Below are 20,482 nucleotides of genomic sequence, written 5' to 3'. Positions count from 1 at the left end.
AGAGGCGGGATCACTCCCTAATCGAAGGTTGCTTAACCCTCCGATGACTTCTCGGTGTGAGCAACTTTTGCATCAGCATGAGCAGCAGTAGCTTGCTGCTTTGCTCCATGACTATTTTCAGCGTCATGAGTCAACGGTTTGATGCTGACAATCGTGCCACCCAACCGATTAATCCGCTGCATCTCTTCGTTCATGCGGGTATAAGGAACCGCAACAACCGCATTACCACTGCGACGAATCGGATAGCTCAACTTGTCAGACTGATAGGTTTGACGCAAGCCCTTAACTTCAAACAAAAACATGCGGGCTGCGCTATCTGTAAAACTGTTACTTCCCTGGATTGCTTGACCAAACATAACGGGCGAAACTCCTGATGTTAAGTGTTCAAGAGACAATAAATTTGTCTCACATCCAGAACTAAAAGGCTCTATGTAATACCTTTCACCACACATACCAATAACACTCAGCTTCGCAGATTATTCGTTGCCGTATCTCTACTAAGAACTGAGTGCTATTGGGAAGTATGCAGACGAGTTGCAGCAAACTAGGCAGGTGTAACGCTGACGATCTTGCCGCCCATGCGGTGGATCTGCTGCATTCTCGGTAGCATTTGCTCAAAAGGCACTAGAAAAGCTGTCGTGCTATAACGCACACTGGGATATCCAGGCTGAAGAATGTTAGTCACTTCAAGCCGATAAATGCGACCACTTTCATCCCAGGAACCACCCAGACACGCGGTTGGAGTTGCGTCCTTAGAAATGGCGCTAAAACTAGCATTACTAGACATCGTGTGAAATACCTCCAAATGACTACGGGGAATACGCTGTTGAGCGAAGTCCGTCTGAATTGCTTGGAATAAGATAAGCAGAACCCACCCTCACATTACCGTCAGGATGGGTAGCACGGTTTAGGCAGGCGTAACGCTGACAATCTTGCCGCCCATACGGTGGATTTGCTGCATTCTGGGCAACATTTGCTCAACGGGCACCAGGTAAGCAACATTGCTGCGACGCACTCTGGGATAACCAGGCTGAACAATGCCAGCAACTTCCAAACGATAAATTTTGCCGCTTTCACCAAAAGAGCCGCCCAGCGCCTTGGAGGGAGTGTCGGTCGAGCCAGCACCATGGTATCCGCCGCTATGATCGCTAGCGGTAGGCTTGACGATGTTAGAGGCCCGATTTTGAGCAAGTTCACGGAAGACATGAGGGCTTCTGCCACTTACCTGAGAGCGATCGCTATTTGCATATCCCCGATAGAGACGGAACATGCGAGTAAAACCAGTGGTTCTCACGCCTGCATCGACTGAAAAGCCAGTGTAGTAGGGAACAACGTTGTTACCAAAGCTGTTCTCATATTCAACACTATCAATATAGGAATCGATTTCAGCGTCATAGCCTTTGGTGTTGTAAAGATTGAGATGGAAATTCACCTCATCTTCGGTGTAAGGCGCACGACCCAACAAATGCTTGTAATTCAGCTCGATGAAACGAGTATTGGAATTGCGGAAAAGAAACTTGTTTTTGTATAAATCTGACTTGGCAATCGCCCGGACAAATTCCCGAACGGTGATATTGCCTTGACGAAGCTGAGACTCTGCGTTGGTCAGACGTTCTGACGCCATAATATAGTCATTGCCAAGGACCTGACGATACGCTGCATTGATCACTGAGCGCACATCATCCTCTGTCCGATCGGGGCGCAGTTCTACCCTGGAAGCATCAAATGCAGAAAGACCAAGTCTTCCTGCGGCTGACAAATTAGACGCAACTAAACCGCTCATGCCTATTCTCCCGAAGCAACAATTTGAACAACGTGTTTGAAGATTTTTATCATCAAAATGAGAAAAACAATGCCCGGAAAAATTAACAACTGCCAGCCAACTTGCCAACACTCGCTTATTCTTCCGGGCAATAGACCTGGAGACTAGCTCAGGGCGTTAATCACGTAGTCGATATAACCATTTGCTTCGACAGCGGGCTGACCGGTAACACCATGGTTTGCCTTGATCCACTTCAGCGCTTCAACGTACCAGCTGTTGGATAGGTCAAAGGTGCGGTGCATCTCATCCAATCCAGCCAACAGGAACTCATCGATAGGTCCGGTACCACCAGCAACGAGTGCGTAGCTGATGATGCGAACGTAGTAACCGATGTCACGAGCGCACTTGGACTTACCGCGAGAGTCAGCGGCGAAGTTAGCACCTTGCTGTTGGGTGGTGTAGGGGAATTTCTGGTAAACCGCGTTAGCAGCACCATCAACTAGCTTCTGAGCATTGTTGGTCAATGCACGAGCAGCTTCCATAGAAGCAGCGGCGCGCTCATAGCGACCGTATACTTGGTTCAGCTCAGTGTTGCTCAGGAAACGTCCCTGAGTATCAGCAGCAGCGATCGCTTCGGTAATGGGGGTCTTCATAGTTGAGATATCTCCCTAAGATATGTTCCTTCAAAGTTTTCGATGAAATGGCTATTTAGATTCAGCTATAGCGTTAGCTTGTTGCCCGTTGTTCCAGACTCAAGCTCAAGCCGTAGCCGTTTCCTTAAAGGAGAGCACTGGTGGAATTAACCAACAGCAGAAGCAGCGCGATCGAAGTAGCTTGCCAACTCAGATACGAGAGCGCTGCAATCACCCTTGGTGATACCGTTGGGGTCGTTCACGATAGCGATAGCAGCTTCCTTCATCTTGCTGACGCCAGCAGCAACGGAACCACCGGGTACACCCAGTGCTTGATAAGTTTCACGCAAACCGTTGAGGCAGCGATCATCTAGAACACTAGCGTCTCCAGCCAGAGCAGCGTAGGTGACATAGCGCAAGATGATTTCCATGTCGCGCAAGCAAGCTGCCATGCGACGGTTGGTGTAGGCATTTCCGCCGGGCTGGATGAGCTGAGGCTGCTCCTCAAACAGAGCGCGTGCAGCATTTGCAACGATGGTGGAAGCGTTACCGGTGATGCGGTTAACGGTATCCAAACGCTTGTTGCCCTCTTTCACCATGTTTGACAGAGCGTCAAACTGAGAGCTGCTCAGGAATTCACCTTTGGCATCAGCTTGAGAAACGACCTTAGCGAATGCATCTAACATGGACTCAATCTCCTACTTTTTTGGTTGAGTTCGGTTTTGATTAAAACTGGGATTAAGTTCAGCCAGTTCAAGCTGCAAAGCGCAGCCCGTGGAAGGTAAAGCAGGTATACTGCTCAAATCACTGAATTCGCAGTGACCTCAGACTCAATTCCCCATTGATGAGAATGTTAACGTAAACGTTTTGAATCTGAGAAAATTTCACAACTTTTATGAGAAACGGAAAAACTGATGAACTAGTGATTTGATTAACTTTTTCCTGTCATTTGTACCCTTCCGGTAATCTTTATACAATGCGGTAAAGCCATTATTTGTTACAAGTTGTGAAATTGTATAACCCTGTGCAGAAGAACGGCGTGAACCCATAAAAGACAGGCATTTCACCTTCATTTAAAGGAAATTTTCGACATATTTGTTTACAATTGATAGGGGTAATTATACTTATCAAGTGTTTTTCAAAAATTTTTATTTTTATTTAAGATTTGCAGAAAGCTTTTATTTAAGCCAGTTAAGGTCTACCCAAAGGTAGAAGCAAGATGAGGCAATTGTTAAGAAAGACAAAGCGACATTGTGACACTTTTCATTTGATGAAGTTAGATTTGTGAATCAAACCGCCGTTTTAGCACCCTCAAGAGCACGGTAAATGTTTCAGGTGGAGGGGCGATCGCCTCGATCCATTCTCCTGATACCGGATGCTGCAATCTCAGCTTCCAGGCATGAAGTGCCTGTCCCTCCAGGTTCACCCCGACCGATCGCCCAGACCCATAAACCGGGTCGCCCACAATCGGATGCCCCATTTGCGCCGTATGTACCCGGATCTGGTGTGTCCGCCCCGTTTCAAGCTGAAACTGCATCAATGTGTAATTTCCCAGCCGATCTTTAACAATCCAGTGAGTGACGGCTCGCCGTCCTCCTTTCTCTTCAGGCACGATAGCCATCTTTTTGCGGTCGACCGGATGCCGCCCAATCGGTAAGTCAACCGTGCCGCTCTCAGCCGCAGGTGCGCCAAAGACAATCGCCAGATACTCTCGTCGAGCCGTCTTCGCCTTAAATTGCGCCTGAAGATGTTGGTGTGCCTGATCGGTCTTGGCAATGGCGATCGCCCCACTTGTGTCTTTATCCAACCGATGCACAATGCCTGGTCGCTGCACGCCGCCAATTCCCGGTAGCTCCCCACAATGCGCCAGCAAAGCATTGACTAGCGTCCCCGCTTCATGACCAGGTGCAGGATGCACCACCAGTCCAGAGGGTTTATTCAAAATCAGCAAATGCTCATCTTCGTAGAGAATATCCAGTGGAATGTCCTCGGCCTGCAAGTCCAGCGGCTGAGCCTCAGGAATGGTGAGTGAGATGCGATCGCCCCTTTTCACCACTGCCTTCTTAGACGTACAAACCTGCCCATTCACCCAGACCTGTCCCTGCTCAATCAGCTTTTGCAGGCGCGATCGCGATAAATCGGGCAACTGCTCAGCCAGGTAGCGATCGAGCCGTTCTGTGGTTGCTTCAACCTCTAAGTCAAATTCGGGGAGTTTTGGGGACAAAGTTTGTGCCTATACTCAACCCTTTCATTATCGCTGGGAGTTGTAACTGAGGGATTATAGGGAGCGATCGCCCTCTATGCAATCAATTCCAATTACTCACCATAGAAGATCCTGAAGATTTACAGATCCTTTCATATGGGAGGTATCAGACCTCTCACTGTGATTTAGGTTTAATCTCAAATTCCATCTGAGAACGGTAAAAACACACGTCAAACTCCATGAAAAAGTTCACCTGCCCTAGAATCAAAGGTGCGTTCGGGATCTTAGTCCAAGCAAAAGCTAGCTGAAGCGGTGCAATATCTCCAACTTGAACCATTGCAAAGAAGGGTATCGCTGATTGACTGCCTAAATTACCTGCAAGTTAGATGATCGCTTTACTATCATTCCAAGTAGCACCTAGTCGTAGCCCTAGCTCGTAGGGCATCACATTGACCGTTGCACCACTGTCAACCAAACCGAGTGCTTCAACTGTAAACCCTTCTCGACGAAGAATTATCGGCACCCGTGGCAAACTGTCAAACTCATTTTGCAAAAGGTCGGAGGTGGAGTAGCGAAAACGCATGACAGTCAAGTTTGGGGGGCTGACTCTGCCGCTTGCATCAACACTGAACCAGCACTGAAGCTGTCATAAGGTGTTGGCAAATCGTAGGTCTTAAAGGGTTCTAGAGGTGCAATGTCCTCTGCTGCTTCTAAATCTTCTGCCAAAATCCGAATTAGCTTTAGTTTCTCAAGGGTAGATAGTTGGCGGATAGACGGAAGAACCTCAGATAAAGTCATATGTGCTTCTCCAAGCAAGTTGACTATAAGCATATCTGTGAACAATTCTACCGTTACTACTGAAGCAGGCATCTTGCCCATCCAAGGGAGTAGGTGTCCCACTCCACAGGTTATTCCACTGTGATCAACTCTTTTGCTTCATCGGTAGAATTAGCGATCGCCCTCATCCATCACGCTCAGACATTTCATCAAAAGCATCAGCAATCGCCCTCCATGCCCGTTTAGGTTGAAGCCGATCATCCAGTGGTAGGGGACGCACAGCGGCACCATCAGAACGGGGTTGGAAGTGAGTAAGCCAGGTGTAGCGATCGCTCAGTCCCCAAGTGAGAACGGCAATCACAGACGGTTCTGCGAGGGCGGCAGTAAGGTAAGCTTCATACACTTCGGCGACTTGGCGATCGCGAGTATCAATGTCACGAGGTAAGCGGCGATCGGATACATCCAGTTCTGTAATTAAAACCTTTAGACCCATGCTGGCAACATCCTGAATAAAACTCCTAAGTTTATCTGGATTAAAGTGAGTCAAGTCACCATGTAGATGTGCCTGTATGCCTAGTGCATGAGTAGGAATGCCACGAGATTGTAACCTTGAAAGGAGTTCCAAAACAGCTGTACGTTTGCGTTCTTCTTCAGAGATGTCATAATCCAGCCCAAAGTCGTTGTAAACCAACATTGCGTCTGGGTCAGCTTGAGCCGCAGTTTCAAAGGCAATCTCGATGTAACTTTCTCCAAGTAGGCTTAACCAGGGCGTTCCTCGTAATCCGTTTTGCCGTCCGTGAGCAGGCAAAATTGCCTCATTCACTACGTCCCAGGAGTGCATTTTGCCTGCATACTGACTCACTACGGTTTGAATGTGAGTTCGCAAAAACTGTTCTGCATTGTCGGCTGTAACGGTGCTTTCAAACCAGTCGGGTAAACCGTTATGCCAAACTAATGTATGTCCGCGAAACTGCATATTGTGACGCTGAGTGAAGTCAAGCAGGCGATCGCTCCGACTAAAATCAAACTGGTCAGGGGCAGGGCGCAGAGCTTTCCATTTCAAATCAATTTCTGCAACCAAGATATTACATTCTCGTGCAACGCAAGCTGCAAAGCTTGCATCTGAGGATATTCTATGTGCGGTAACGGTTGCTCCGTAGAGTAACCCTTTTGAGGCAGCGCGATCGCTTAGAGAAGCTCGCCTATTGTCATCATTGGATAGGTGATTCTTGCTAGCTACCAATCCTTGATCCGAACCATACGTCTGTTGGGAAGTGGAGCTAAAGCCTTGTTGAGCAGCAAGCCAAGAGCCACCAAAGCCTAATGCTCCTGCTGCTCCATAGAGAAAAGTTCGTCGTTTTGCCATATCACCCGTAGGCAGCTTCAGAGTTTCGTAGGATACGTTAGGCAACGCGATCCTCACCTGTATGCTACGAAATTTTTGATGATGTGGTGAGTTGAAAGATAGGTGCGTAAATTTCGCGTCACGATTCCACTGTTTGAATTTCAACTTTGGAGAGCACAGCGTGTAAATTAACGACTGAGCCGATAACGGCGATCGCCGGAGCCTCAAAGCCCGTTTCCTCAATTTGCTGCACGATAGTTTCTAGTGTGCCAATTAATTCTTCTTGCTCAGGACGGGTACCCCAGCGCACTAGAGCGATCGGCGTAGTGAGTGATAAACCCGCTGTGTGGAGTTGCTCGACAATGTAGGAAAGGTTGTGAATACCCATGTAGATCACAATCGTTTCAGAGCCGTGGGCGATCGCCCCCCAATTGACTGCCGGACGATACTTCCCGGCGGACTCATGACCTGTCACAAACGTTACTGAAGAACTGTGTAACCGATGCGTTAGGGGAATTCCAGCGTAAGCAGGAGCGGCAATTCCAGAAGTCACTCCCGGTACTACTTCGACAGACACACCTGCCTTGATCAGATCTTCCATCTCTTCGCCACCCCGCCCAAACACAAACGGGTCACCACCTTTCAGCCGCACTACAATTGCGTGAGTTTGTGCCTTTTCGATTAAAAGCTGAGTAATTTCCTCTTGAATGAGCGAATGTCGCCCGCGCCTTTTGCCTGCGCTGATTTGCTCTGCTTGCGACCCGATCATCGCCAAAATTTGCGGACTCACCAGCGCATCATAAACAACGACATCGGCACACTCCAGCAAGGTTTTTCCTTTCAGGGTAAATAGTCCGGGATCGCCTGGTCCGGCTCCAACTAGGTAGACTTTGCCTGGAGTTTGATGCATGGAAGTGGGAGGGTTGGGTAAGTGAAGGTTAGAGCGTGTACACAGTAAAAAAAGGGAAAGGAGCTATAACTTTTAGGCAAGCAGCTTTAGGCAAGCAGCAGTTCTATAGCGATGTCAGCTAATTCGGCGTTGGCTCCAATCGGGTCTTCTAAATACAGGTGAATGTGAGGAAACCGCTGGGCGAGGTGGGGCAAGTGTTGAGCGATCGCATCCGTGATGCCTCCGGCAAACAAAAAGTAGGGCAAGATGGCGATCGCCTGGTTGCCAGTTTCTACGAGTGCTGCGACCTGAGAATCTAGGCTGGGAGAGACTGACCAGTAAGCGGGGGCTGCTCCCATGTGTTGAGCGATCGCCTCTACAGGCTGGTTTCCTCCGGGTCGGCGACTGCCATGAGAAATTATCACTTTGGCAACTTCTGGTGGCGTGTCAGCGGAGAGGGTGAGCAAAGTTCTGAGCCGAGGATGGCTGCCCAGATGGGTACACAAGCTAAGGCGAATACTCTCCCCTAGAGCAGCCTGGGCGATCGCCAGTTCAGCCGGAACGTCTTCCATCACATGCACACCGGGCAGCAAAAACAGGGGTAGAATTTTTACCTGACCGTAACCTGCGGCCCGGGCGCGATCGCCAAACCGCTGGATTTGCTGGTGCAGCGGCAAAGGAGCTAGCTCTAGAACGGCAGTACCTACAAGCGGCGATGATTCCATGACCCGCTGCGCTGGGCGGCGGGGAGCCTGTAGTCTAGCTTTACCAAAGGGCAACCGGAGGGGAGTTGTTTGTAGCTCCTCTGGGACAGGAATTTCGGCAGCCAGACGATCGCGAATCAAGCGTGCCAATTCTTCTATAGCAACTTGAGGGCGAGGATCACGGCTTCCGTGAGAAACCAATAAGTAGGCAGTAGAGAAATTCAACCGTTTAACTGTTCCAAACTAACTGTTCAACTCGACATAGAACCGTAACAGGGCTTTGTTACGAAAAATGTCTGATTGATCATACTGTATCGCCAGCAACAGCAACTTCTGTATCAGCCGTTTCTAAACTTCTGCCAAACTGCCGCAATCCCAAAATAAACTTGAGCGCGAAGGCGACACCTTCACGCTCAAATTCTTACCAAAGATAGGGGCGTTATGACATTAACTCAACCCTAACTTCAACCCTATTTCTAGTACAGTCCGCAGTCACGTTTCTGCTTTCAGCTTCTATCACGACTCAATCGCTGCATCTAGTTGCTACCGTTAGCTAGCGCAAACGCTGGAGTGAGGCTATCGTGAGCCAGGAAATGATCGAGATGGAAAGCTCGATCTTCTGTCTCCATCAAGATTTTTTCGTAGAGGTAGCGGGTAGCGCGATCGCCCAAGCTCTCAGCTTGCCCAGCCTGACGACGAATCACCTGAATAACGGACTGCTCAGCCGCTAAATCATGCTCAACCATTTGCCGGCAAGAAAATACCCCATCCGATTCGGGAGTAAAGCAGCATAGCTCCGCCAATTTGGTGAAGCTAGCAGCCGGAACGCCACCTAGCCCATTCAGCCGCTCGCCAATTTCGTGAACGTGACCTTCTACTTCACCATAGCTATCTTGAAAGAACTCATGGAGCGAATAGAACTCAGCCCCTTCAACGACAAAATGGTGCTTTTGATATTGCAGATATAGTGCCTGAAAACTTGCCAGAACAATGTTGAGCCCTTCGCAAACAGCCGTCGTTACATGGAGCTCTAATGCGATGGGATTTCCACGCATTTGCTCAAAGGACTGTAAGACTCCTTCAACTGTAGACATACCTCTTTCCCCCTATCAGCTAGTTGATGCTGTTTTATCTCTCTACCCCTCAATGTATCGAGGTTCATCTAGGGAGTCAACATTGCCTCTTTCTGCTGTTAGAAATCATTCTCAACACATTGGGTTATTTTCTACAAACAAATGTGGCTTTGAAGTTTGGAGCCCTTGGTTCAAAAGCATTTTAGCTATTCCACAATGCAACAAATTCACAGAAAAAATTGTTTTCCCTGCACACATTTCGTAAGACTCTTAATTGATTGTTAAAGTTTGTTTTTGCAGCGGCTCCTCAGAGGAAATAGCAGAGTTTGAAAAGTAATAAACGCCCTTTGTAGGACGTAACACTCTTAAAAATACGCAATATGACGGAGATTCGCTCAGCAATTTGGAAATGCCGTGAGAAACATTTCGAGAGAAGATAGAAGTATGGAATTAGAAACTTCTTTTTAACCCCGGTCAGGCGATCGGGGTTATTTTTTGGAGCACAAGGTTTTTCCCATCAAAAGGTTGAGCAATACCCAAGTCCGAAAATAGCCAGACTTTCTGCTGACAGGAGTTTTATGCTGTGGTCGTGCCAAAAGAGGCGTCGCCATGAAACAACCTGCTAAGACTCCTACGATGACGACCACAGCGTGGCTTTTGCTGATTCTCTTATCTGTGCTGTGGGGAGGTTCTTTCTTTTTTATAGAACTCACGCTTCAGGATTTGCGACCTCTCACGGTGGTGTTGGGACGAGTGGTGTTAGCAGCGATCGCCCTCACCACGTTCGCCTATTTCCAGGGACATCAAATGCCTACTTCAGCCAAACTTTGGCGTGAATTTTTAGTCATGGGCACTTTGAATAATCTGATTCCTTTTAGCTTGATTAGCTGGGGGCAACTGCATATTGATAGTAGCCTTGCCGCAATTCTCAATGCCACCACACCGGTATTTGGCGTAGTGTTAGCGCATCTTCTCACGGCTGACGAACGGCTGAGCGTCAATCGACTGTTGGGGGTCATTTGTGGTTTCTTCGGCGTAGCAGTTTTAGTGGGCACAGAAGTTCTTAGCGGATTGCAGCTCAGAGGGCTTGGGCAATTTGCCGTATTGCTGGCTGCCTTTTCCTACGCTTGTGCAGGCATTTATGGACGACGGTTTCGGCAACTTCCGGCTACCGTCGCCGCTGCTGGAATGGTGAGTGGAACCGCAATCATGATGGCTCCACTCACACTGGTGCTGGAGCGTCCCTGGACAGCAAACCCTGATTGGATGAGCATGAGCGCACTGTTGGCATTAGGTCTGTTTAGTACCGCGATCGCCTATCTGCTTTACTTTCATATTCTGGCGATCGCAGGTGCAACAAACCTGTTGTTAGTGACTTTTTTGATTCCCCTGAGTGCGCTATTGCTGGGTGTATTTGTGCTGGGTGAAAGTCTGGAGTGGAATGCTTTCGCAGGTATGGCGCTAATCTTTGTAGGGCTTGCAGCAATTGATGGACGCCTGTTTGCCAGGTTTAAGTTTTGAATTATCCCTAGCGCCAGTCCCAGATTTTAATAGTTCTATCCTTACTGCCACTCACAAGAGTTCTTCCATCAGGGCTAAAAGTGAGTGCCAGCACCCAGTCTGCGTGTGCGTTAAGCGATCGCAACAGCCTTCCAGTTTGCAAATTCCAGGTTTTGAGAGTGTGGTCGGTGCTGCCTGTGGCGATCGTATTTCCATCAGGGCTAATGGCGACTGCCAACACCCGGTCTTCATGACCTTCCAGGACGTGAAGCACCTGTCCAGTTTGCAGATCCCAAACTCTAGCGGTCTTGTCCCAACTGCCGCTCACCAGATATTTACCATCAGGGCTAATGGCGATCGCCCGGACTGCATCGCTGTGTCCAGAAAGGGTACGGAGCAACTTCCCATCCTGGAGGTTCCACAGCTTGATAGTGCCGTCATAGCTACAGCTCGCTAGAGTTTTGCCATCGGGGCTGATGGCGACCGACCAGATCGAGTCATAGTGGTCAGTCAGGGTTTGCCGGAGTTCTCCCGTTTGCGGATTCCACAGTTTGATGGTGCCGTCGTAGCTACCGCTGGCAAGGGTTTGTCCATCAGGGCTGATGGCGATCGACCAGATGGGTCCAGAATGTCCAGAGAGGGTACGGATTAACTTTTGAGTTTGCAGATCCCAAATCCGAATCGTTTTGTCGCCGCTGCCACTGGCAAGGGTTTTGCCATCCGGGCTGTAGGCAATCGCCCGGACCGCATCCGAGTGAGCATTCACCGTTTGCAGCAATTCTCCAGTTAACGGATTCCAAAATTTAACGGTGCGGTCAAAGCTGGCACTGGCGAGAGTTTGCCCATTGGGGCTAATGGCAACTGCCCAAACGGTATCCATGTGTCCAGACAATGATTGTGCTGCCTCAGATTGAGGCTCCTGGACGACGACACTCGCCGGGGTTAGCGACGAGTTAGAAACTTCTTCAAGCGCATCGAATTTGCTGGTGCCCAGGAACGGCGACCACCCAGCATAACTTCCTGCTGCAAGGAGCAGCACCGCTGTGATGCCCGATCCGGCTAGCAACAGGGCAAACCGAGTCATCAAACTAACTTTTGCAGCAGCATTAGGGACGGGCGTAGGTAGAGGAGGGCTCACCGCCATCGTTGGCTCTGCCTCTGCTGGCTTGCGTGGTTTGATGGGTTTTCTAGCTGCCGTGGGAATGCGATCGCCATTTTGGAAGGCCGCACGAAGCGCCTGGTTTAGCTCCATAACCGAGGCAAAGCGATCTGCCGGAGCTTTTTCTAAACATTTCATTACCACCGCTTCAACTGCGGGTGAAATGTCGTCGCAGCCAACCTGTTGTCGCAGCGGCAATGGCGATTTAGTCAAATGAGCCACTGCCCACTCTACCCCAGTTAACCGATGCTGCGTCTTACTTTCGGGGTCAAAGCTGTAGGGGTCAGATCCAGAAAGCATTTCGTAGAGAATGATGCCCAGGCTATAAATATCTGCCCGCTCATCTAGATTTTCCTCCATGCCGTGCTGCTCTGGAGCCGCATAGCGAAACGTGCCCAAAAACATCTCTGTAACGTGAGTTTGCTCAGAGCGATCGCTGCGAATCTTGGCGATCCCAAAATCCAGGATTTTGACCCATTCTCCCAGTGTGGTAGTCACCAAAAAGATGTTGTCTGGTTTCAGGTCACGATGCACAACTTTGACCCGCTCAACCCCTACCTCCTGACGAAGCTGAACGCCTTGATGAGCCAGAAACAATCCAGAACAAACCTGATGAATGATGCTCACGGTTCTGGGAACGGACAGGCGCTTTTCTTGACGCAAAAGCTGCCCCAACGTCTGCCCGTGTAAATACTCCATCACATAAAACGGATTGCCTTCAGCCGTTACCCCATAATCCATCACCTGAACAATGTGATCGCTTTGCAACGCTGCAATCACTGCCACCTCTCGCTCAAACCGCTTTCTCAACTCTCCAACCACAAGGCGCTCATTTAAGACTTTCAGCGCAACGTGCTGACCCAACAGCGAATCGGTCGCCAAAAACACATCACCCATACCCCCATTGCTAATTAGGTCGGTAAGAAGATAACGCTGGCGATCGCCAACTGGGCGACCAAGTCGAGTGTCAAGCGGTTGAGAAGGGGGCATTCCGGGAACTCTATCTAAGCTTTAGGAATCTAAACTATTAGAAATAAATAACGAAAGCAACAGCTCAATTAAGAGGAAATGTAGGTTGAAGAAGCTTAACAGTTCAACCCATTTTGGAGAGCCGGAGTGTAGGATTTTCAGAGCCACATTCAAGAATTGAAGCTCAACACGGCTTTTAGTCTAGACACAAAAAGTTGACTCCAAAACGAGCTAGATTGGCTTTCCATTTTGTTAGCTTATTCAGACAAAAAAAGCAGAATCCGTGTCTTTTAGAGACTGATTATGATCTTCTATGCACTTCAGAAAAATCTATCAGTCTGCCTGATTGTAGCAACCTAGCAACTTCATGCTTTCTTTATGAGCGCACCCTAATGTATCCGCAAATTTACTGAAGAACACTGAAATCCGCTGCTAGTCTGGCTCTTTTGATTCTTTCTCCAGGTAGAATAACCCAACAGTCAGTTCTATCCTTAGCTCAGCGGGATAAAAGGTATAAGACACAAGCTTTTCACCGTTTTAACCGACTTTAATCCTCCAACCCAATTATGGGTAAATTCTCAATCTTCTGGTTTAAAGCTTACGTAAAGTTACCGCAAAATTTGGGATGAACCCATTAGATTAGGATACACAGGGTATTAGAAATAACAGGGATCGAAAAGCTCTACCTTACAAGACTCAATTTCTTTACATTGCCCTGCAAGATTGAATAAATCTGACTGAATACAGTTCGTTCTAAGGCTCCAACTGGAACGCAGAGTTGTTAGTGCCTTCTAAAACCCACTTGTTCTGAAGCTTTAGAGGCATCTCCAAGTAAAGCCCCAAAATACTGCCCATAAGTCTGCTATGTTTCACAACCCTTGGCAAACAATCGGTGCTATCTCTTCTACTGAGGTTGATGCCTAGTTGACTGACAAATCTCCCAGAACTGTGGGTATCTCGTAGGTTGGGTGAAGCGAATGCATAACCCAACAGAACTCAGGTGGGTGTTGAGTTTCACGTTGTTTCATCCAACCTACATCAGAAGATTTGTCAGTCAACCAGGTTTGATGCAGAAACAAAGCCGTTGTTTCTGCTGTTAGGGACATTCATGAGTCTGTAGTAGTTATCACTTTGTACCCGCTAGCAAGAGAACCTTTCTCCTAAAAATTCCTGCTGACATAACGCTTAAAGCAGAATTTTAGGATAAAAATGTTTGCTTAAACTTATCCGTTTCTATCTCCAAGTCATCTTTTCAGTTCAGTTGTGGGGCTGAATTGAAAATTGTTTTTGGAAAAATTGACTCATTCACCTTTGGAAACAAAAGATTATGCAATTAAGAGCGATCGCCACTGGAGCAATACTGCTCACCTTTCTCTCCTCCTGTTCATCTCAGGTAGCAGTACAAACCCCAAACCAAGCTTCAAATCAGAGCGCAGATGGTGTTCCAGCCGAATCACAAGGAGTCTCCATTCCTGCACCAGATGAGGAAGATGTCCAACAACTGTTGAGTACTAAGGAATGTCAAGGTTGTAACTTGAGCAGTGCAGACTTGAGCAGCGCAGATTTACAGAATGCAAATCTTCAAGGCGCAGATTTGCGAGGTGCTAACCTGAGTCAAGCGAATCTAAGTGGCGCAAACTTGGTTCAGGCAGATCTTAGGGCTGCAAACTTGGTTCAGGCAAATCTCACCCAGGCGAGACTGACAGCCGCACAAATGAGTTGGTCAGGCAACAGTAAAGAGGCTGAAGGCTACGGCAGAACCAATCTTCAGCAGGCTGACCTGAGCGGCGCTGATCTGATCACTTCCTACATCCGAGGCGCAGATCTGACTGAGGCAAACCTCACTGGCGCATTTCTCCACGCCGCAGATTTAAGTCAGGCAATTCTCACCCAAGCCAACTTTGATCGGGCCGATCTGTTTGGGGTGAAAATGCAAGAAGCCGACTTAACTGAAGCTAATCTCAGCGGGGTTGTGCTGCAAGGAGCAGATTTTAGTCGAGCTGTCCTAACTGGGGCTGACTTGAGTAGCGCAAACTTATTTTGGGCAAAGCTTGGTGAAGCAAACTTGAGTAACGCCAATTTAGAGGGCACTAACTTTGCCGTAGCTATTCTAACTGGGGCTAACTTAAGTGGCGCAAATATGCAAAGCACCTATTTACATGCTGCAGAGTTAAGTGGCGCAGATTTAAGCAATGCCACTCTGACAAAGGCAGACTTGAGTGCTGCAATTCTGATCGGGGCAAACTTGAACGGCGCTTTGCTTCAGGAAGCTAATGTAAAACGAGCCACGCTGACCGGAGCTGACTTCACCAGCGCTAACCTACAAGGAGCAAACTTTCAGGGCGTTGATTTAGTTGGCGCAAACTTAAGTCAAGCGAATCTTGAACAGACTGATCTGACAGAGGCATACATCACTGAGGCTAACCTCAGCCAAGCAAAATTGCGAGAAACCGTGTTGGTTGGAGCTAGATTGAGCAATACCAATCTGGAAGGAGCCAATATGGAAGAGGCGATCGCCGATGGACTTCCCGCTGTAGCCGAAGAGCAACCGCACCAACACTCTCAACAATAAGAGACTCTACCTCCACTTTCTTAGCAGACTTTTTCTGACCTTTGATCTCACTTTCTCTGACCGACAGAGGGAGTGAGTTTTTTTATGCTAAGTGAATGTTGATCACGAGTTACTAGTTAATAGCCATTAGTCATTAATCATTGATCAACTGGGAATTGCTGGGTTTACAAATAGCCCACCTTCAATCACTTTCGCTTGTGTAGAGCTACAGGAAACAGGTTATATCATGATTCATCACATTTCACTTGCAGTTGACAATCCGCGCCATGTTGCTCAAGTTTTAGCAGAACTATGGCAAGGGGAATTTGCTCCTTTTCCACCTTGTGACGGTGCCTATATGGTGCTCCCGTTAGACATCAACGGAACGCTAATTGAACTTTTGCCACGAGGAACTGAACTGATTCCTAGAACGGAAGAGAGGGAAGCTCAGTTTGCACAAAACCTCAATTCCTCTGCCTACACGGCAACTCACGCTGCAATTTCTGTTCCAGTGAGTGAGGAGGAGATTCGAGCGATCGCCCAACGTGAAGACTGGCACATGATTCGTTGCAATCGTGACGACTATTTTGAGGTGATTGAGTTTTGGGTCGAAAACCACTTGCTGATCGAACTGTTGCCACCTGCGATCGCCTCTCGATATCTCTCATTTATGCATCCTCAAGCATTGCGGCCATTTCTCACCAATATGGCGATCGCCTCTCCTGAGGACATTACCCAAGCGGGTTAAGCCAAAGTCAGAAACACTTCAACCCCAAGGCTGACCGGGGCGATCGCCCAACTACATCCACAACAAAATCTCAACGTAACTTACTACACATTGCCCCACTGCAATATTAGACAAAACAAAGAGGCTTATTATGTTGACTACTGCAATCAAGACCTGTTGGATTTTCGTTAAAGACAGCCAATTCGACAGAATTTGGCAACTGTTCACTACCAAGTCACCCGGTTCAACCGACCTTAAAGTTGTCTGGAAGAATAACCGTCAGGGCGAGCGTTACCTGCAAATTTACGATGTGACGACAGAAAAACGTCATTATTTTGATTCTGAACAAGAAGCTCGGATTTGGCTGGAAAAGCGTTACAGCAGCTAATACATCAATGTAACTCAGCGAACAAACTCTCTTTTACCACCCCCGAGAAGATACTCCAATGATGAAATACGAACAACCCTGGATACAGGGGTTGAAGATGGCACTGGCAATTGTAATAGTTTTTGGTGTTCTCTTTCGCCTAGTTAATCTAGACCAAAAGCCCTACTGGCACGACGAAACTTACACCTCTTTGCGAATTTCGGGGTTCAAAATTGAGGAGGTGATGCAGCTTTTTAACGGACAAATTATTGATGTGGAGGCATTACGCCCCTACCAGCAGGTTTCTCCTGAACATGGGGCGATCGCCACCATTCAACGTATCGCTGAAGAAGATTCACAGCATACTCCCCTGTACTTTGTCATTGTGAGAGCCTGGGCAAAACTATTCGGCAGTTCCATTGTGTCGCTGCGAAGTTTGTCTGTCCTGTTCAGCATTCTGGCATTGCCGTTCATGTATTGGCTTTGTGTGGAGTTATTTGCCCTCCCGCTAGTTGGCTGGATGGCAACCGCACTGATGGCAACCGCGCCGATTTATATTCGCTATGCACAGGAGGCAAGACCTTACAGTATGTGGATTTTGCTCATCCTGATTACTTCTACTTTCCTGTTGAAGGCAATACGGCAGAAGACAGCAGTAAGTTGGGGAATTTATGCGATCGCCATGATCGCGGCTCTTTACTGTCACGTATTTTCTGTACTGGTATTGGTGAGTCACGGAATGTATGTGTTGGTGGTACAGCGCTTTCGGCTGACTGGAGCGGCGATCGCCTACTTAATGAGTGCATCAATTGCCGTTCTCAGTTTTCTTCCCTGGCTACGAGTGATGTGGATGAGCCGAGAACGGCTGGTTCTCACCACAAATTGGGCAAAAGTGCCGCTGCCTTTTACGGAACTTGTCAAAAGCTGGAGCCTGAATCTCTGTCACGCTTTCGTGTCCATTCCATCATCTTCTCTGAATAGCGTGTTAATTGGTCTGAGTGCAGCCATTTTGCTGTTGCTTGCGGGTGCAGTCTACTACCTTCAACGTCGCACCAGGCAAGTTTGGATACTGCTTTTTGCGCTAATGGGCGTTACGACTGCCGCATTTCTCTTGCCTGACTTAGTCACGGCGGGTCGGCGTTCTGCGGTCGATCGCTACTTCTTTATCTGCTACTTAGGAATTCATCTCACCGTTGCTTATCTGCTGGCATCTCAGCTTGTCCGCAACACCACAAATCTAGTTCGATTGAGACTGTGGCAAGTGATCACAGTGATATTGCTCTCCGGCAGCATTCTTTCCAATGTAGTCACGATGCAGGCGGATACCTGGTGGGGATGGTCAGAGTTTGATGTGGAAGTTGCCGAACAAATTAATCAATCTCAGCAGCCACTCGTGATCTCTGACATGCCGTTTGGAGGAATTATGCCGGTTGGACATCGGCTTCACTCCAACACAAAACTGTTGCTGTTAACTGAAGCTATTGATGAGTTGCAGTGGACTGAACATGAGTTTAGCGATGTGTTTGTCTATAATCCAAGCGATTGCCTTCAGTCTACGCTCACCCGGCAGGGCAAGGCACTCACGCCAATCTACCAGTTTAGGGACAATACACTGGCGATCGCCCTCTATCGCGTTCAGCCCAGTGATACGAAAATCGGCACTGCTCATCAAACAATTGCGTTCTAATTTGTGTCTAGGCTTAAGCAACATTTGACAGCGTGAATTTGTTACTGAGTTAGTAGTTTGATGCTTGAGCAAGATTTCTATCAGCGTGTTGACCAACATTAAGATCAACATCCTGGATAAAGATAACCTTTAGGTTACACATTCTATTCGTTAGCGGCAGAAGCAACCGTCCATTCGTCAGGCTCAAATCATACTGTTTGGTTTCACCACCGTTATTCACTTCAAGGAATGCAGATAAACCTTCATACCTGCCGTTTGCGGTGATTTGATAGGCAGATACTCGCAACTCACGAGTAAAGCGAGTGGACAGCAAAAAAGAGGCGAAGTGAAGCAATGGAGCATCAAAAACCGTGCCAGCAGAAGTCTGTAGATGAATTGCACCCCTAGCATAACTTAAACAAACCTGAGCAGCGAGAGGTTGACCGTTCGAGGTAAGAGAAAAAGTACTTTGTCGATCTGTTCGTGTATCTTGCCGCAATTCCAATACAGTTCTGGAACTGAGAATGCCCTGACGAATCAGCATCAGCGGTATTGCTAACAACAATATGCTGACGAGGGCACCCACCCAAAAACTCGTAGGATACTGCCAGATTACAGCTCCATGCACAAATAAGCTGGCTAACAGAGGAATCGTTAGAACTCCTAAATAGGCATCTTCAGAGCGAACTGAACTGTTTTGAGCCGCTCTGGCGATCGCCATTACAATCAACCCATTCATCACACTTAATAACAGTACAGTTCCAACGACTGCCCCAATACCGAGTTTGGCGATCGCCACCGGCACGGCTAACACTCCCTCTCCAACGGTTTCAAGCAAAGTAAGGGTTAGCACAATCCAGAGAAGAGGCAAAGTTTCTAACCGAGCAATTAAGGCAGACCATTGTGCGCGAAGTAAGTTATTCATGGGTTGACACGGCTGAGTAAGTGGGGCGATTTAAAGGGCGAATTTGGAGACCTGTATTCTCCAACGAGAAAAGGGAGCCGGATTAAAGTCCCTCTCTTGTGGGAGAAGGATGTAGAGTGAGGGCCGTTCAGAAGACACACTAGATTATTGTCATTTGTGATTCATCACGGGTTATCAAACTCACAACTTATGATGGACTCATGACAATCACCTCTTAATGACAATCATCTCTAGTCAAGTTGATTTGCCATAGCTGCTCTAGAACTGCGATCTGCTTTCGCAGGGCAGAAGCTCGACGTCTTTTGCGAAAAATAACTCCGACTGCGATCAAAAGCGGCAGGACGATGATCAAGGTTCCGATTAGGCTGTCGTAAAAACTAACTTGTACAACGTTAGGTTGAGCAGTGCTAGATACTTCTTGATAGCGTGAGGGGCGTTGCATGTACTTTGCTCCTTAATTCAGGGGAGGCTTTAAGAGCAATCGATTTTAGAGAAAATAGGGGACGTTGGGGCAAATGAGATATGTCCCCTATCTTTTAGTTCAGATCTAATACCAGTTCTTTTTAAGGCTGTATATTTTGGAGCGGGCCCCGCTCCAAAATATACAGCTTCATGTAGAAACGGTATAACTAGGCAGTTGCAGGTTGCCAGCCAGTATCGCCATTTCTTGTAGCACTGCGACGAGTTACACCAGGAGTATAGGAAATACCGCGATATTTCAATTCCTGTGTAATTTGTGGCATTGCTGCGGATTGACGAAGCTGATAGTCGCTGCCACGATAATGACCCGTTGTGACCTGATCAAGGTTGACCTGAGTATCAGACGAGTCATAGCTTGAGCCACGGTAAGTGAGTAACATGGTCGTTCTCCTGAAGATACTTAGTTAGGGGGCGTTGCTAAGCAAAGGAGCTAGCGGGGGCTAAACCATTTGCTCAATAAGCGAGGCTTAGTAGGAGCGGAGTGCAACCCGGCTGTTCCTGCAACTGAATCTAGTTTGGCTTTGATGCCCCCTATCAACAATCGGGGTTTAGGCTTTTAAGCAGGAACTTAAGCGTTTTTGAGTGAAAGATAGGCGATCGCCCTATTCTCAAGAGATTGACCCATCAACACAACCACTGTCAGCAGATGAACGCGACTTAAGTCAGGAGCCGATAAGCTTATCTCAGAAAGAAATTCACTCAATTGAGTGATTTCACGTAGACTCAATTTGCACTAGCGCTGCTCCGCTTAGT

At 47.9% G+C, this 20,482-nt stretch carries 22 protein-coding genes; 5 read left to right on the top strand and 17 right to left on the bottom strand.

The annotated features are described in order from the left end of the window. Positions 1-32: 32 nt before the first annotated feature. The 12 genes from cpcD to dpsA all read right to left on the bottom strand — a co-directional run bounded on the left by cpcD (position 33) and on the right by dpsA (position 9,406). Positions 33-356 carry a rod-capping linker protein CpcD gene (cpcD, locus tag H6F93_RS29870; RefSeq protein ID WP_190689106.1) on the bottom strand — a complete coding sequence of 108 codons (324 nt, stop codon included), beginning with the start codon at positions 354-356 and terminating at the stop codon, positions 33-35. 188 nt (positions 357-544) lie between these two features. Beyond that, positions 545-787: a phycobilisome linker polypeptide gene (locus H6F93_RS29865; RefSeq protein WP_190643938.1), complete on the bottom strand. Its 243-nt coding sequence runs from the start codon at positions 785-787 to the stop codon at positions 545-547. Between the two features lie 120 nt (positions 788-907). Beyond that, complete coding sequence (locus H6F93_RS29860) at positions 908-1,783, bottom strand: phycobilisome linker polypeptide (RefSeq protein ID WP_190689104.1); 876 nt, start codon at positions 1,781-1,783, stop codon at positions 908-910. A gap of 143 nt (positions 1,784-1,926) precedes the next feature. Beyond that, on the bottom strand, positions 1,927-2,415 hold the full coding sequence (gene cpcA, locus H6F93_RS29855) for a C-phycocyanin subunit alpha (RefSeq protein WP_190689100.1): 489 nt from the start codon (positions 2,413-2,415) through the stop codon (positions 1,927-1,929). A gap of 146 nt (positions 2,416-2,561) precedes the next feature. Further along, entirely contained in the window at positions 2,562-3,080 is a 519-nt protein-coding gene (gene cpcB, locus H6F93_RS29850) for a C-phycocyanin subunit beta (protein WP_190643941.1), read from the bottom strand. 590 nt (positions 3,081-3,670) lie between these two features. Beyond that, positions 3,671-4,618 carry an RluA family pseudouridine synthase gene (locus H6F93_RS29845; RefSeq protein ID WP_190689098.1) on the bottom strand — a complete coding sequence of 316 codons (948 nt, stop codon included), beginning with the start codon at positions 4,616-4,618 and terminating at the stop codon, positions 3,671-3,673. A 361-nt stretch (positions 4,619-4,979) separates the two neighbouring features. Continuing rightward, positions 4,980-5,180: a hypothetical protein gene (locus H6F93_RS34370; protein WP_190689094.1), complete on the bottom strand. Its 201-nt coding sequence runs from the start codon at positions 5,178-5,180 to the stop codon at positions 4,980-4,982. Between the two features lie 5 nt (positions 5,181-5,185). Then, positions 5,186-5,395 (bottom strand): hypothetical protein, encoded by a 210-nt coding sequence (locus H6F93_RS29835; RefSeq protein ID WP_190643944.1) that lies wholly within the window; start codon positions 5,393-5,395, stop codon positions 5,186-5,188. A 163-nt stretch (positions 5,396-5,558) separates the two neighbouring features. Then, on the bottom strand, positions 5,559-6,785 hold the full coding sequence (locus H6F93_RS29830) for an endo-1,4-beta-xylanase (RefSeq protein WP_242043693.1): 1,227 nt from the start codon (positions 6,783-6,785) through the stop codon (positions 5,559-5,561). Positions 6,786-6,858: 73 nt separating this feature from the next. Continuing rightward, positions 6,859-7,629 carry a uroporphyrinogen-III C-methyltransferase gene (gene cobA / locus H6F93_RS29825; RefSeq protein WP_190643945.1) on the bottom strand — a complete coding sequence of 257 codons (771 nt, stop codon included), beginning with the start codon at positions 7,627-7,629 and terminating at the stop codon, positions 6,859-6,861. A gap of 86 nt (positions 7,630-7,715) precedes the next feature. After that, a complete protein-coding gene (locus H6F93_RS29820) occupies positions 7,716-8,537 on the bottom strand; it encodes a sirohydrochlorin chelatase (protein WP_190689091.1) in 822 nt (273 codons plus the stop codon). A gap of 311 nt (positions 8,538-8,848) precedes the next feature. Beyond that, positions 8,849-9,406 carry a DNA starvation/stress protection protein DpsA gene (dpsA, locus tag H6F93_RS29815; protein WP_190643947.1) on the bottom strand — a complete coding sequence of 186 codons (558 nt, stop codon included), beginning with the start codon at positions 9,404-9,406 and terminating at the stop codon, positions 8,849-8,851. Between the two features lie 588 nt (positions 9,407-9,994). Here dpsA and H6F93_RS29810 point away from each other — a divergent pair. Beyond that, positions 9,995-10,906: a DMT family transporter gene (locus H6F93_RS29810; RefSeq protein ID WP_199314194.1), complete on the top strand. Its 912-nt coding sequence runs from the start codon at positions 9,995-9,997 to the stop codon at positions 10,904-10,906. Between the two features lie 7 nt (positions 10,907-10,913). On the opposite strand, the gene H6F93_RS29805 is transcribed toward H6F93_RS29810, so the two are convergent. Then, positions 10,914-13,034, bottom strand: a complete 2,121-nt coding sequence (locus H6F93_RS29805; RefSeq protein ID WP_190689087.1) for a WD40 repeat domain-containing serine/threonine protein kinase — start codon at positions 13,032-13,034, stop codon at positions 10,914-10,916. Between the two features lie 1,306 nt (positions 13,035-14,340). Here H6F93_RS29805 and H6F93_RS29800 point away from each other — a divergent pair. The 4 genes from H6F93_RS29800 (at position 14,341) to H6F93_RS29785 (ending at position 18,345) form a co-directional block, all read left to right on the top strand. Continuing rightward, positions 14,341-15,585, top strand: a complete 1,245-nt coding sequence (locus H6F93_RS29800) for a pentapeptide repeat-containing protein (RefSeq protein WP_190689084.1) — start codon at positions 14,341-14,343, stop codon at positions 15,583-15,585. Between the two features lie 226 nt (positions 15,586-15,811). After that, positions 15,812-16,312 (top strand): hypothetical protein, encoded by a 501-nt coding sequence (locus H6F93_RS29795; protein WP_190689080.1) that lies wholly within the window; start codon positions 15,812-15,814, stop codon positions 16,310-16,312. Between the two features lie 130 nt (positions 16,313-16,442). Continuing rightward, a complete protein-coding gene (locus tag H6F93_RS29790) occupies positions 16,443-16,679 on the top strand; it encodes a hypothetical protein (RefSeq protein ID WP_190689073.1) in 237 nt (78 codons plus the stop codon). 58 nt (positions 16,680-16,737) lie between these two features. Further along, positions 16,738-18,345: a glycosyltransferase family 39 protein gene (locus H6F93_RS29785; RefSeq protein WP_190689069.1), complete on the top strand. Its 1,608-nt coding sequence runs from the start codon at positions 16,738-16,740 to the stop codon at positions 18,343-18,345. 49 nt (positions 18,346-18,394) lie between these two features. Here the strand turns inward: H6F93_RS29785 and H6F93_RS29780 are convergent, their stop codons facing one another. The 4 genes from H6F93_RS29780 to H6F93_RS34880 all read right to left on the bottom strand — a co-directional run bounded on the left by H6F93_RS29780 (position 18,395) and on the right by H6F93_RS34880 (position 20,432). Next, a complete protein-coding gene (locus H6F93_RS29780) occupies positions 18,395-19,249 on the bottom strand; it encodes a hypothetical protein (RefSeq protein ID WP_190689066.1) in 855 nt (284 codons plus the stop codon). Positions 19,250-19,463: 214 nt separating this feature from the next. Further along, positions 19,464-19,691 (bottom strand): hypothetical protein, encoded by a 228-nt coding sequence (locus H6F93_RS29775; protein WP_190689063.1) that lies wholly within the window; start codon positions 19,689-19,691, stop codon positions 19,464-19,466. A 187-nt stretch (positions 19,692-19,878) separates the two neighbouring features. Next, positions 19,879-20,109, bottom strand: a complete 231-nt coding sequence (locus tag H6F93_RS29770; RefSeq protein WP_190689060.1) for a DUF4278 domain-containing protein — start codon at positions 20,107-20,109, stop codon at positions 19,879-19,881. Positions 20,110-20,297: 188 nt separating this feature from the next. Beyond that, complete coding sequence (locus tag H6F93_RS34880; protein ID WP_277882189.1) at positions 20,298-20,432, bottom strand: hypothetical protein; 135 nt, start codon at positions 20,430-20,432, stop codon at positions 20,298-20,300. Positions 20,433-20,482 lie beyond the last annotated feature (50 nt).

The sequence above is a fragment of the Leptolyngbya sp. FACHB-671 genome (assembly GCF_014695745.1).
In the GTDB taxonomy this organism is placed as follows: domain Bacteria; phylum Cyanobacteriota; class Cyanobacteriia; order Elainellales; family Elainellaceae; genus JAAUTN01.
This window is presented reverse-complemented; position numbering and strand designations above follow the sequence as displayed.